11 protein-coding genes are annotated in these 13,812 nt (G+C 53.7%); 6 read left to right on the top strand and 5 right to left on the bottom strand.

From position 1 onward, the window contains the following. Positions 1 to 151: 151 nt before the first annotated feature. From EYC82_RS07125 to EYC82_RS07115, 3 genes are read right to left on the bottom strand one after another with little or no spacing between them, the layout of a single operon-like run. Entirely contained in the window at positions 152 to 463 is a 312-nt protein-coding gene (locus EYC82_RS07125) for a DUF1330 domain-containing protein (protein ID WP_279248849.1), read from the bottom strand. Between the two features lie 33 nt (positions 464 to 496). After that, positions 497 to 1,375: a haloalkane dehalogenase gene (locus EYC82_RS07120; RefSeq protein ID WP_279248848.1), complete on the bottom strand. Its 879-nt coding sequence runs from the start codon at positions 1,373 to 1,375 to the stop codon at positions 497 to 499. Between the two features lie 30 nt (positions 1,376 to 1,405). After that, entirely contained in the window at positions 1,406 to 1,993 is a 588-nt protein-coding gene (locus EYC82_RS07115; RefSeq protein ID WP_279248847.1) for a TetR/AcrR family transcriptional regulator, read from the bottom strand. Between the two features lie 356 nt (positions 1,994 to 2,349). Between EYC82_RS07115 and EYC82_RS07110 the strand changes: the two genes are divergently transcribed. Continuing rightward, entirely contained in the window at positions 2,350 to 4,059 is a 1,710-nt protein-coding gene (locus EYC82_RS07110) for a sulfatase-like hydrolase/transferase (RefSeq protein ID WP_279248846.1), read from the top strand. Positions 4,060 to 4,419: 360 nt separating this feature from the next. Here EYC82_RS07110 and EYC82_RS07105 read toward each other — a convergent pair whose 3' ends face one another. Next, positions 4,420 to 5,202: a bacteriorhodopsin-like gene (locus tag EYC82_RS07105; protein ID WP_279248845.1), complete on the bottom strand. Its 783-nt coding sequence runs from the start codon at positions 5,200 to 5,202 to the stop codon at positions 4,420 to 4,422. Positions 5,203 to 5,663: 461 nt separating this feature from the next. On the opposite strand from EYC82_RS07105, the gene EYC82_RS07100 reads away from it, so the two are divergent. The 3 genes from EYC82_RS07100 (at position 5,664) to EYC82_RS07090 (ending at position 10,434) form a co-directional block, all read left to right on the top strand. Beyond that, positions 5,664 to 6,086: a hypothetical protein gene (locus EYC82_RS07100; RefSeq protein ID WP_279248844.1), complete on the top strand. Its 423-nt coding sequence runs from the start codon at positions 5,664 to 5,666 to the stop codon at positions 6,084 to 6,086. Positions 6,087 to 6,365: 279 nt separating this feature from the next. Beyond that, positions 6,366 to 8,561 carry a molybdopterin-containing oxidoreductase family protein gene (locus tag EYC82_RS07095; protein ID WP_279248843.1) on the top strand — a complete coding sequence of 732 codons (2,196 nt, stop codon included), beginning with the start codon at positions 6,366 to 6,368 and terminating at the stop codon, positions 8,559 to 8,561. Positions 8,562 to 8,766: 205 nt separating this feature from the next. Beyond that, complete coding sequence (locus EYC82_RS07090; protein WP_279248842.1) at positions 8,767 to 10,434, top strand: WS/DGAT/MGAT family O-acyltransferase; 1,668 nt, start codon at positions 8,767 to 8,769, stop codon at positions 10,432 to 10,434. A gap of 220 nt (positions 10,435 to 10,654) precedes the next feature. Here the strand turns inward: EYC82_RS07090 and EYC82_RS07085 are convergent, their stop codons facing one another. After that, the gene (locus tag EYC82_RS07085) at positions 10,655 to 11,287 is read right to left on the bottom strand and encodes a TetR/AcrR family transcriptional regulator C-terminal domain-containing protein (protein ID WP_279248841.1); all 633 of its coding nucleotides are present in this window, start codon (positions 11,285 to 11,287) and stop codon (positions 10,655 to 10,657) included. Positions 11,288 to 11,493: 206 nt separating this feature from the next. On the opposite strand from EYC82_RS07085, the gene EYC82_RS07080 reads away from it, so the two are divergent. Next, positions 11,494 to 12,783, top strand: a complete 1,290-nt coding sequence (locus tag EYC82_RS07080; RefSeq protein ID WP_279248840.1) for an acyl-CoA dehydrogenase family protein — start codon at positions 11,494 to 11,496, stop codon at positions 12,781 to 12,783. After that, a complete protein-coding gene (locus tag EYC82_RS07075) occupies positions 12,780 to 13,808 on the top strand; it encodes a phosphotransferase family protein (RefSeq protein WP_279248839.1) in 1,029 nt (342 codons plus the stop codon). The genes EYC82_RS07080 and EYC82_RS07075 overlap by 4 nt, the downstream gene beginning before the upstream one ends. Positions 13,809 to 13,812: the final 4 nt, after the last annotated feature.

Below are 13,812 nucleotides of genomic sequence, written 5' to 3'. Positions count from 1 at the left end.
CTCTGCGAACAGCGGCTACTGGAATGCATTCGCCCTGGTTCAAGTCTGGTGCATTTTTAATGCCGACTCCTAAAACCAATTGCGGGGCTCTGCATCCAGTCGCAAGACCGTTATTGGCTGCATTGGATTATTTTTTTGCGCCAGTTGTGTACTAGCGCGGCGGCAAGCCATGCACCATAGTCAAGGAAACGAGGCTTGTGCCTGCTCTACGGTGCTCGGACAACGCCTGATATTCCGGGTCGTTGTACCAGGCATCAGCAGCGGCTTCCGAAGGGAATTGGAATATGACCATGCGGCCCGACCGGGGGTCGGAGCCCTCCAGGTGTTTGGTGTTGTCGTCGAAGGTGAAAAAAGAGCCGCCGTGTTTTTTCAGTATAGGAAAAAAGCCTTTTTCATATTTACGGTATTCATCTTTATCTTCAATAGTGAAGTTGGCGATGACGTAAGCAGGTGCGTCTGACATGACTTAGTTCCTTTAGTTTATGCAGCATTGGAGTTAAATAGTTTTCAGCCAGGCAGCAACGGCTTGACCGATCTCGACGGGGGAATCTTCCTGTATAAAATGTAAACCCTTAACGGTAACTTCCTGCTGGTTGGGCCATTTGCGGCAGAACTCCCGTTGTGGCCCTACCAGCATGGAGCCCGGATCCGCATTGATAAACAGTTTGGGCAGCTCGCTTTTCGCCATGAAGGCACCGTATTCGTTCACCAGAGCCGCTATGTTTTCAGGTTCGCCCTCGATTGGGATCTGTCTCGGCCAGTTCAACAGAGGTTGGCGATCGTCTGCGCTGGAATGAGGCGCGCGATAGGCATCCATTTCGGCTTCGCTGAGTTCGCGGATGATCGACGAGGGCAGTACCGCCTCAATGAACATATTTCGGTTCAGGATCAGATCTTCGCCTTTTTCAGAACGAAAACCTTTGAAGATGCCAACGGCATCCTTGGGCCAATCCGCCCAGCTGACAGGTCTGACAATCGCTTCCATGTAGGCCACCCCTCTGATATCAGCAGGGTGACGCATGGCCCACAGAAAGCCGATAGCGCTGCCCCAGTCGTGAATGACCAGTGTCACATTTTTGTTGGCGCCGATGGCATCAAGCAGACCTTCAAGGTAGGTATAAGCGGCTTCCAGCGTATAGCGGCCGGGCCCTTCGCTGGCAGGCAGCTTTTCCGAATCGCCCTGTCCAATCAGGTCGGGAACGATAACGCGCCCCGAACTCTTGAGTTCCGGTACGACATTGCGCCACAGGAAAGAGGAGGTGGGATTGCCGTGTAACAAGACGATAGGATTTCCATCGCCTTCCTCCAGATAGGCGATGCGCTTGCCGCTGACAACGGCAAATTTCTTTTCGTAGGGCATGGTTGCAGACAACATAAGTATTATTCTCGCATTTGAATTTGTGAGTTAAGCAACCAGCCCGAGCGTTAACAGGCTGTTATCTAACATGGCTTTGAGTTGCAGGGGGTTCTGCGTTTTCCGGCTTTGCACGCGCAGGCCCAGATTAATCGTCATCACCAGATTGGCCAGTTGTTGTGCGCTGCGCAGGGTGTTGAGCTCGCCCTCTCTCTGTGCGCGCTCGAAGGCTTGCTTAAAGACATCCTCTATCATGCCCAGTTTTTTTATCGCCAATTGATTGAGCTCTCGATCAACATCAGCCAGTTCAAGTACAGTATTGACCATCATGCAGCCCTGATTTGCTTTTCGCTGTGACACCTCCAATAAAGTGGCTTCAAGAAACGCACGGGGCAGGGCACGTGCAGGAACTTCTGCGGCTTTTTCGTTGAGTATGGCCAGGGTGCGGTCAGCGAACAACGCCAGGCACTCTATGAAGAGAGCACGTTTGGTGTTGAAGCTGGCATAGAAGCTGGACCGCGCAATACCCATGGCGGTCAAAAGCTCAGGCAGTGACGTCGCGGTATAACCGCGTGCCCAGAACAGCTTCATAGCGCTTTGCAGCGCTTTGGTGCGATCGAATTCCTTGGGCCTGGCCATAGCCGGCGGTATCCTGGGGTGTCTGGGAGGAAATTAGATTTTGTACCAATTAGTCCAGAAAGGCAAGCACCAAAGGCGGCTTGCAGCACAGGCGCTGCAGCGCGTTGGCAAGGGCCTGTGCCGTCATAGGGATAAACTCGCCAATGTTGTCAGAGCCGGCCTGTGCAATGCACATTCGTAACGCGCGGCTGTGCTCTTGCAAGCCAATCGATGATTCTCAAAGTATACTGCTTCATTAAGATTGGCAGGCGACGCTGCTGAAAACTTGTCCTCGGGTTACACACTTGAATCAAGCTGGCTCTGCGAAGAGCATTGGGCGTGCGGCGCGGCCGCGCGACACTGGGTATTAGTCATACATGCAAACAGATGAGCAGTTTATGAGCGCCACCCGCTTAACGCTATACGCGGCTATCGCCAGTGTTTATGTCGCGCTTCTGGGACCTCTCAACATCTACGTCTACAACAGCGAAGAGTTCGTCAGCTCTCCCGCAGAACTGGTTGGCATGCTGTTGTTGGTGGTTGGTATTTTATTTCTCTTGCTACTGTGCCTATTGCTGACGCTGCCTCACAGATTGAAAGATATTCTGTTCAGGATCATCGCGATTGCGTTCCTCGGTGCCTGGGCCCTGTCGACCTTTCTTTATGGAGAGTATGGCAGGCTGGATGGTGCGCCGCTGACAATAGAGCGCTGGGGCCTGTTGGCGCTCGCGCAGAGTGTAATTTTTTTGGCACTCACTCTGCTGGCAGTAAATATGAGGCCTGGGGTTCTTTTCAGGTTGGTCGGATTAGTATTTTTAATTTCGCTTATGACTACAGCAATAGATTTTTTCACGCTAGAGAGTAAAGAGAAGAAAAACGCCACTACCGAGTTGCCTGCATCGCTGACACAGTTTTCACCGGAAAAAAACGTGTTGCACGTGGTGTTAGATGAGCTTGGATCGGATCTTTTTTTCGCCGCTTTGGAAAGCGACAGAGAGTTAAAGCGTGCCTTCGATGGCTTTACCTATTTTGACAATACTCTGTCGGTCTATCCGTCTACCGAAATGTCGATCGCTGCTTTGATGACAGGGGCTGTATACCGGAATGAGGAGCCAAAAACAGAGTTTCTGGAGAGGCTTAAGCAAAAAAAGTCAGGTATCAGGCGACTTGAGGCTATTGGTTATGAGATGGATTCACACACCACGTGTAGGCTAGGCGTTTTGTCTCGTTGCTCACCGACGAATAGCCGTATTTTGAAGCAAAACGTTGCCGATATTGAAGCGCTAAAATTGCTCGATATTTTCATATTTAAATCGGTACCGGATTTTTTCAAGCCGAATATCTACAACCATGAACAATGGTTTTTTCTAGGTATGCACGCGCGTAACAGCTATTTGAAATCGCATGCAGGTATCGCTCATTTATTGTTCGAAAAATATTTGGAACAATTAACGGTCAGCCCTGATAGTAGTCCCCGATATCATTTTTTCCACTCGATGGTCACGCATACCCCGGCTGATCTGGACGCCAGTTGCAAGATTTTAGAACACAGTGAGCAGGACCGATTGACCAGTATAGATTTCGTCAAATGCGGCCTGGGTCATTTTGTGACGCTGCTGAAAACACTCAAGGGGTTAGGTATTTATGACCAGACGATGATCGTTCTCTCTTCCGATCACGGCGACCACTGGCAGGGGCATCAATTCGATATCGAGGCCTTCGAAGACCGTGGAATCACCAAACGCATGTTGACCCGGTCGTCTGCTACGCTTGCGATCAAGCCATTTGACTCGAGGGGACCAATGGCCGTTTCAGAGGCACCCGTTTCGCTGCGGGATATTCCCGCGACGATTCTTGCGGCACACGGGTTGGAACCCGAGTCTGAAGCGACCGACGGGGTGCGGGACGTCTTTTCCGTAGGTGAGGAGGCAAGTCGTGAGCGGGAGTTTCTGCACTATAAATGGGAGCACAAGTACTGGTCTGCAAGTAGGCTGCCGCCGATTATTACGCTGAAGGTAAACGGCCACCTGAAGAACCCAGAGTCATGGCAAACCCTCGGCGAGCCTGACGGCGCTGCAGTGAACTAAACCCTTCCGCTATGCTTCTGGTCATAGGGGCTGGTTCACGATACATGCGCTTGACATGCGCATGCAGCACTCGACCGTGACAGCGTGTTAATTGCGGATAAAGAGTGTTCGCAGCCGTAATGGTTCTGACAAGTCTCGTTCTTGTGCAATAGGCGAGAGCGAATGGGCCGCTGGGTGATTTGCGAGTCGCAACTCATCGAACAACCAGGGTGTAGAACGGAGGCGATGTGACGGGCGGAAGGAACATCAGAACGAAGCGGTCAGGCTGCCAGTGTATACACGAGCGTTCTCATTCAAACGTTTGAGGCAAATAAAAAAGCCCCCAAGCGGGGGCTTCAGTAGGTTTTCGACGTTTAGCGCTTAGCTTTTCGCGGCGGTGTCTGCATTTGCGGCGTACCAAATAAATAAGCCGAATGCGATCTTGTTCAGCACGTCCGCGAGGTTGTAGACGATATTCAACGTGCCCTCGTCAGTCCCGCCTGCCAGGTAGCCAAAGAAGTAGCCGAGGGGGTAGATTGCCCAACCTACCGTTACCGTCCACTTCATGAGCGTGTAAGACATCTGTACTGCGGGTGGGGCTTTGGTCGCAGCGACTTTGCTCGCCTCGCCAAAAAAGATTTCATACAGAATGAAAAACCAACCGACCATGCCAATGGCGAATCCGACCGTGGCGTTAAGGTAGCCAGCTTCCCCCATGTAGCCCGGGACCAGCATCACCAGCGTTCCAATCAGCAACCGCCAAAAAATGCCGCCTGAGACGTTTGTGATCGCAGCCAGTATGAGATAAAACTCTATCATCAGCAGAGGTACGGTTAATAGCCAGTCGATATAGCGAAAATCAGTCGGTGTCGCGCCCGTCGAGACCCACACTTCCCGCATATAGAAGTAGTGGAAGGCGGCAATGAAAGTCACCAGCGCCGACACAGTGAGTGATGTTGCCCATTTCCCCCCGATACGCAGCGATTCCATCAAGAAGAAGATGGTCGCCGCCGCGAGGGCCATGGAGATCAGCCAAAACGAATAGCCAACAAAGTCACCGGACTGCAACATCATGGAGTCACCGGCAGCCGAGGCACCAGTACTGATGAAAAGAAGCGGGGTGAGTAGGAAAAAACTGAATATTGATAATTTTCGATGAATCATTTTTATATCCTCAAGCTTCGTGAGAGAGGGAGTTTTTACCGCTATTCCGATTAGCGGTATGGGTTGTTACGGACGTGCTTCCCAATCAGATCTGAATTTAGGCGTTTTTTTCGCGAAGCCCTAGCCGCGCGCGCCAGCGTTTATCGACAACCCTCCCAAAAAGCGTTTTAGCCAGTCTTTGTGGGAAAATTCGCGGCGCTATCGATGAGTGATGCGCCGCCCGCGTATTTTCTTTGGATTGCTGGGTGAGCGAGTCATTCCGAAGCAATCAGTTGTGACACAGCGGTGCTCTAGCACTCTGTGAGCGCGCTAGGTTGGCAACAGGATACTGTGGCTGTAACAGCCGAGCAGGCGACTAGCATCGGTGCTCTAGTGAGGTTAGCCTCGCAAAGGTATTTGAATGGCATAAATGGTGCAGTGCTGTAGACTAATTGATAGGTCGGTTTCGTCAGGTGAGCGGTGTGTCACTTTTAACAGGTTTAATCATCTCCAGCACTTTGCTTCTTTCTGTTGCGGTAGTCATCGCGCTCTGGCGGCAAACCACGAAAACAGCGACGTTGAGGCACGGCGGCAGGTCATTTTTCAGTTTAAGCGCCGAACCAGCCAACCCTTATCGCGCCGTATCGATCCAACCTGCCACCGTGCGTTGTGTGGCTATTGGTGAGACCGAGGGCGAACGTTATCTCGTCGAGGACAATAATGCGCCGCATCTTCCGCATGCCGTCTGCAGTTCTGAAAAGTGTGAATGCAAATATGTGCACCACGGCGATCGACGAAGTGGTGACGATCGAAGGTCGATCTTCGGTGTGTCCCACAACCTGCATATCCAGACCGGGCATGTCGAAGCCAGAAGAAGTCCCGGGCGCCGTCATTCGGACTTCTAGTAACCTGAGGTCCTCCACGAAAAATGTGCGGGAACGTGCTCCTTTCATCAATGAAATGCGATCTGTAACGTGGTGAGGCGTCAGCCTTCTCCGTATACATATGGGCAGCTGGATGCGAGAAACATGCGGCTAAACTGACAAAGCACCGACCCTGTCGACAATAGCATAGGCATGAAAACGAAGTTGCTCCAGTCAGCGCGCTGCATCGCCTGCTCGCGCTGGTATGTACAAGATGTCTAGGCTAACATCCGGTCATTCGCTCATTAATGATGCCCCTAAATGACTGAAATCGTCCCCACCATCTGTCGTCTGTGTATCGCCCACTGCGGGGTTCTTGCCACTGTTGAGGAGGACGACGGTCGACGCAGAGTCACGCAGGTGACGGGAGATCCTGACAACCCGATCTTTCGGGGTTATACCTGTCCGAAGGGCAGGGCATTACCAGAGCTCCATAATCACGAGGGGAGGTTGCTGCGGACAGTGCACAAGCAGGCAGATGGCACGCACCTGCCTCTGGATTCGGCGGAGGCGGCCAGAGAGGTCGCTCAGCGACTTCGCGACATCATTGCTCAGCACGGGCCGCGCGCTGTGGCGTGCTACGTGGGCACTCCCAACGCGGGTCAGCCGACGGCAGCGGCTATGGGTAGCGCTTTCTTGCGTGCTATCGGCTCCCGTATGTTTTTTACGTCGAATACAATTGATCAACCCGGTAAGCAAATTTCTATGGCGCTGCATGGCAAGTGGCTAGGTGGCGAGCCGGATTTTGAACAGGCCGACGCCTGGATGTTACTGGGTAACAACCCCATTATTTCAAAATCCGCGGGCATTCCCGGCCAGAATCCCGCGCAAAAGCTCAAGGACGCGCAGGACAAGGGCCTGCAGCTCATTGTCGTTGACCCCCGCGTGTCAGACGTGGCGCGCAAAGCGGCGATTCACTTGCAGTGTCGCCCGGGAGAGGATCACGCAATCCTTGCCGGCCTGATAAACATCATCATTAACGAGAACCTGTACGACCGCGACTTTGTGCGTGCTAACGTCGCAGGATTCGACAGACTATCCAACGCTGTGCAGGGCTATACACCCGAGTATGTTGCCGACCGTGCAGGTGTGCCAGAGAGCAAACTGCTGGATGCTGCCCGTGTTTTTGCAAAGGCCAGAGTTCGTCACGCAAATAGCGGCACGGGTCCCAGCTTCTCGATGTATTGCAACCTGAAGGAATATCTTCTGGCTTGCCTTAATACGGTGTGCGGCGCCTACACACGGGCTGGACAGCGTGTGACGCGTCCAAATGCCATGTTGCCTGCCTATGTGCCCCGTGCGCAGCCATTCCCGCCCTTCAAGGCCTGGGGTTTTGGCGAGAAGCTCAGAGTGCACGGCTTGACTGACACTGCCGCGGGCATGCCCACGGCTGCGCTGGCCGACGAGATTCTGCAAGCGGGGGAAGGACAGGTCAGGGCTCTCATTTGTATCGGCGGGAACCCCATGGCTGCCTGGCCGGATCAGCGCAAGACGCAGAAAGCGATGGAGGCGCTGGACCTGCTCGTCACACTGGACGTAGAAATGTCCAGCACAGCGCGGCTGGCGGATTACGTTGTTGCTTGCAAGCAGACTCTGGAAACGCCTGGGATGAGTCAGAGTGGTGAGGCAATCAAGTACTTTGGCACAGGCATCGGTTTTTCAAATGCGTACGCCCAGTACTCTCCCGCCGTCGCCGATGTCCCGCGAGGGTCTGATCTGGTCGAGGAGTGGGATTTCTTTTATCAGATGGCCGATTACCTCAACCTTGATCTGACGTTTGCCATTGCGTTTGGTTTTTCGCGGTATCAAGAGTCGCCCTATGCAGTAATGCCGGTCAGTCGAAACAGCAAGCCCACCATTGAAGATTTCTATGAAGCGATCTGTGCTAATTCACGGATACCCCTTGCGGAGGTCAAGAAATATCCCCACGGTCAGGTTTTTGATAGTGATGTCATTGTGCAACCAAGAGAGGAGGGGTGCGATGACAGGCTGGAGTGCGGCAATGGCGATATGCTGGATCAACTCGCTGAGGTATATCGACAGGATTACCGAGCATTGCAGAATACACCCGATTTCCCGTACCGCTATATTCCACGCAGGCACAATAACTTCATGAACTCGTCGGGGCGTTCTATAGAAAAACTCAATGGTGGGCGGCCCTGGAACCCAGTCTGGATACACCCGGACGATATGCGTGAAATCGGCGTTTCAGCGGATGATATGGTGCGCATCGCCACGCAACATGACAGCATCTCCGCAATGGTCGAGTCAGATCCAACACTGCGTCGTGGTGTTGTCGCTATCGCCCATGCCTTCGGTGGCCTGGTGGAAGACGAAAGCAGTTATCGTGAGCACGGTGCGAATACGGGCCGCCTTGTGCGTACCGACGAGGACTTCGATCCCATCACCGGCATGCCGAGGATGGGGAATATCCCGGTTGCTATTACGCCTCTTTAAAACGTGTTTGGACGATATCCTGCTTGCTACTGTGGGCTTCAGGCGTGGCCGATCCTGATCGTATCTGTTGAGAGTGGACCAGCGTTTCGTCAGCGGTGGCGGCGGGTTTGATTAGGCGTGAGTTAGTTGCGCTACAATGGAAGCTGCGGGGCAGTGTGCACACTGTTTGTCCTGCCGCTCATTTTATTTGATTAAAGGTAAGCTTATGCGAAGAATTGATCTGTCCGACGCAGCGTTTCTTTATGCGGAGAAGCGCGAGACGCCCATGCATGTTGGTGGGGTTAGCCTGTATACGTTGCCGGACGATGTCGATGAGCTGGATTTTACCGAGGCACTCCAGCTTGGGCCCACTGGCGCAAAAGATCTGCGGCGTCCCTTTGGCGAGTTTGTCAGCACGGGTCGTGCCGGCCCGGTTGGGCCGTTGTACTGGGAGGAAGATGACCACTTCGACCTCGACTATCATTTCCGACATTCTGCCTTACCGAAGCCGGGGCGTTACCGCGAGCTCTTCGCGTTGGTTTCGCGTCTTCACAGCACGCTCCTGGATCGCAGTCGCCCATTGTGGGAACTGCATGTTATCGAAGGGTTGCAGAATCGCCAGTTTGCGGTCTATATGAAGATGCACCATGCGGCGATAGATGGTGTTGCCTCTATGCAGCTTGCCCAGAGTATTTGCTCTGCAGACCCCTCCAGCCGCTGCTTTGATCTGCCGATGTCACAAACTGCCTACAAGCGGCATCTGGAGGCGATGGGTGCTGGTCGAAAGCGCCGAGTCGTGCCAAATGAAAACGAATTGCGGGTGGTTGCGGATGCACTGAAACAGCAGTTCGACACCTCCGTCCACTTATTTGGTGCCCTGCGACGCTTCGGTGGGGCATTTTTTGGACGTAGCGGCAACCTCTCTGTGCCGTGGCACAACGTGCCACGTACATCGATAAATACTCGGGTAGGCGGCGCGCGCAGATTTGTGGCGCAATCCTGGGACTTGCAGCGAGTAAAGGCTGTCTGTGAGGCTACTGGAGGAACCGTCAATGATATTGTATTGGCAATGTGTTCTGGGGCGTTACGGCGCTATTTGCTGGGGCACCATGAGTTGCCAGCGCATTCACTGAAAGCCATGGCGCCAGTTTCGCTCAGGGACAAGGGGGACTTCGGTGCAGGTAACGCAGTGGGTTTCATAACCGCAAACCTCGCCACCAATGTTGAGGATCCCGAGAAACGATTCCGTGCTATTCAGGATTCAATGCAAGCAGGTAAAGCGTTGCTGCAAGGGCTCAGTAATCGCGAAGCGCTAATATTTATGCAATTGACGCAGATTCCCGCGCTACTGACGACGGCATTAGGGCTGGCTGCGCAGTTTCCCGCTTTTAGCACGGTCATTTCCAATGTGCCGGGTCCGCGCGAGCAGTTGTATTGGAACGGAGCCAGTCTTGACGGAATTTATCCCGCTTCCATCGTGTTCGACGGCTTCGCTATGAATATCACGCTGGTGAGTTACAACCAGAGTCTCGATTTTGGCATCGTTGCCTGTCGACGATCGTTGCCTGAGGTTCAGCGCATGATTGATTATCTCGAGCAGGCCTTGGTCGAGTTGGAAGAGGTAGCAGGGCTTCGAACAAGAAAGAATAGACCAATCGGTCGGAAAAAACCCGCCTCCAGGGCGAGGTCGGGTGCAAATTCCAAGGCCAAAACGAAAACCAATACCAATACCAGCACTAGGGGTAAAGCTGCAACTAAAACGAAAGCTAAAACTAAAACGAAAGGTAAAGCAGCCCCCAAAGCCAAAGCCAAAGCCAAAGCCAAAGCCAAAGCCAAAGCCAAGAGCGGAACACAGAATAGAAGGAAGGCAAAAACAGGCAGTGGGTCGAAGTAGACAACCTGAAGTTACTATCTGACAGCGCGGCATCGTGATGCCGCGTTGTTAGCTGGGAGTGCCGCGCGAAACCGCGCAGCCTCTGCTCGACGAAGCGTAATCGCAATTCACGTTGAGCGAATGCAGGGGCAGAATGACCGTCGATCGCGTCCGATAAACACAGGCCCGCTTTAAATTAGCCGGGGCTGTCGTTTTACAGGCCGGATAGTCGCACAATGGTCTATGAGTTTGGCAGGGGCCGCAACCGTTCAGCCTCAATGCCGGCGATCACCCAGTTAATGGCATTTTCAAACACCTCAGGGGGATTGCCGCGGCGGTGGTTTTTGCCTTTTGACGTGACCATGGGGTCTTTACAGTGTGTGCCTTGCTGATGTCGCTCTGCATGCCTGTCAGTCTCAATTGGGGCAATGATCTCTGAAAGACTCAAACTAATCGCGATATTGGCCAGAACCCGGCAGCTGCGCAGTGCCATTGTCTCGTCAAAGCCCTCCGCTACGAGCACTTTGAGCAACTGGTTGACATAATCAGCCACGGGTGCCCGGTGCTCCCCGCTCATCAGCTGTGACAGGTTCGGGTGAGCGAGCAACGCCGACCGAAGATTGGACGCCCAGCTCCTTGCACTGTCCTGCCAGTTGGCTTCCTCGCGAAAGCTGAGTTTTACGCTGGCAAAGTAGTGTGCGACCAGGGCGCTGATGAGTGTCTCCCGCTTGCCGACTTGCTGATAAAGAGTGCGCGTTGAGCATTTCAGCGCGGCTGCCAGGTTGCGTGCACTCAACCCGCCGACACCGTCCACTTCCAGAAGGTGCAGAGCCGTGTCGTAGATATTCTCGGTTGCTAGCAGGGGTTTGGCCATATTGGATACAGATCCGCTGTTGCGGTTATCAGCCGACGCTGACTCCACGCTGTGAAAACGCCGACGCAATGGCGCAAAAGCGTCTGCGCGGTTTGAAAATCTCAACCAAGATGGCTCTCGACACCTGTTTTAAAAACACACCGTTGTTTTATAAGGCAGCATCGGTAAAAATGCAAGACACAGCAAACCGCAGGGAGATATCAGTCATGCCATGGGACTTCGAGACAGACCCCGAATTCCAGCAACAATTGGACTGGGTGAGACAGTTCGTTGAGGAGGAGCTGATCCCGCTTGAGCCCATCATGGTGGACTTCACCGAAGAGCAATGGATTGCCGTTCAGGAGCCTCTCAAGCAGCGGGTAAAAGATCAGGGCCTGTGGGCCTGCCACCTTGAGAAGGAATTGGGTGGGCAGGGCATGGGGCAGTTGCCGCTGGCGCAGATGAATATGATCACAGGGCGTTGTGTATACGCGCAAGAGATTTTTGGCAACATGGCCCCTGATTCCGGTAACGCAGAACTTCTCGCGGAGGGCGGTACAGAGGCCCAGAAAGCCAAGTGGTTATGGCCAAATCTCGCTGGCGATATCCGTTCGGCCTTTGCTATTACCGAACCGTTTGTTGCTTCAACGGACCCGACGCAGATTGAATCCAGTGCTGTGTTGGAGGGAGATGAGTGGGTACTCAATGGTCGGAAGTGGATGATAACCAACGCCACCAGAGCCGATTTTATCATTTTTATGGTGGTCACCGAGCCAGATGCCCCGGTGCACAAACGTTGCTCTATGATTGTTGTAGAGAAGGACACGCCCGGAATGGATATTTTCCGCGAAATTCCTACCATGCACCATCCACACGCGGAGTACGGCGCCAATGGCAATCACGCGGAGATCAACCTTGACAATGTTCGGGTGTCAAAAGACAACCTCATCGGCGGGCGTGGGGAGGGTTTTATACTTTCACAGGTCAGGCTCGGCCCCGGGCGCATCCACCATGCGACACGTTGGCTGGGAGAAGCGGAGCGCGCGTATGACATGCTGTGCGAGCGAACGTTATCGCGCAGCTCCTTTGGCAAGCGCTACGCGAGTCATCAGACGATACAAGGTTACATTGCGGAATCTCGTATGGAATTGGAAATGGCTAAATTGTTGACTCTGCGTGCTGCCTGGAAAATGGACAAGGTAGGGCACCATGGTGCACGCCAGGATATCGCCATGGTGAAGGTCAACAACGCGAAGGTATTGTTTAATGTGATCGATCGTGCCCTGCAGGTGCATGGCTCGCTCGGTTACAGTTGTGATATGCCCCTCGAGTCGATGTATCGCTCAGCACGGATGGCACCGCTGGTCGATGGCGCAAATGAAGTTCACAGCGTCAGTATCGCCCGTGCGGAACTCAAGCGTTATGAGGGTGTAGAGGGCTGGCCTACGGAGCATATCCCTTCACGTCGAGAGGAGTCGTTGAAGCGATTTGCGCACCTGCTGGAGGCGACTGGATGACTGAGCTGGATTTCGATCAGGGAGTATTCTCTGACTGGTTTTCGGAGCAGGCGGGCCGTTCGGGTGATCTGCAGATTGAGCCAATGCGCGGCGGCGGTTCGTGCGAAATGTTTGTCTGCACCAGCAGTGAGGAACGTTTCGTGATTCGCCGGGCACCGCTGACAGCGGTGTCCGATACGGCTCACGATGTCGTGCGCGAGTTCAAGGTGATCCAGGCGCTGAGCGGAGATGGCCTGCGTGTGCCTGAGGTGCTGGTAGCCTGCGATGACGATGCTGTGCTCGGCGCGCCTTTCTACATTATGCGGTACGTCGATGGAGAGGTCATCCGACGCAAGCTTCCCGATCACTACATAGCAAAACCGGAAACACAGCCAGCCATCGGAGAGGAACTCATTGATGCGCTGGTGCAGTTGCACGCTTTTGACTGGCGCGGGACAGCGATGGAGGATTTATCGAATCCGGAACAATTTCTCGAACGTCAGGTCAAGCGATGGACCACGCAGTTGGAAGGATACCGTTGCCGCGATTTGCCCGGTGTCGATGAGGTGGCCCTGTGGCTAGAGGCTAATCGCCCGCCGCCGGGGCGGCTCACCGTGATGCACGGCGATTACAAGGTGGATAATGCAATGTACAGCAGGGCGGTGCCGCCGCGTATTATCACGCTGGTCGATTTTGAAATGACTACTGTGGGCGATCCACTCATCGATTTGGCCTGGTGCATGATATTCTGGCCGGAGGAGGGCAATCTGATCGCCATTGCAGCGCCCGGTAGTCCCGGGGGAATGGACGCAGCGCACTGTCAGCGCCCCGAGGAGTTGGTGAATCGCTATGCGATTAACACGGGGTGTTCTCTGGAAAATTTTCAGTGGTACCAGGCTTTTGCTGCGTGGAAGTTAGGTATTGTTCTGGAAGGGTCTTTTGCAAAGTTTCTTAGCGGTGAATCGAAAAACCCGAATCACGAGTTCTTTGGTTTTCTTGTTGACCAATTAATGGTGCGTGCGCAGCGGTTCGCGCATCAGGAGTAGGACA

The sequence above is a fragment of the Candidatus Marimicrobium litorale genome (assembly GCF_026262645.1).
In the GTDB taxonomy this organism is placed as follows: domain Bacteria; phylum Pseudomonadota; class Gammaproteobacteria; order Pseudomonadales; family Halieaceae; genus Marimicrobium; species Marimicrobium litorale.
Note: the sequence above shows the minus strand (reverse complement) of the source record. Positions and strands in the feature narration are given on the sequence as shown.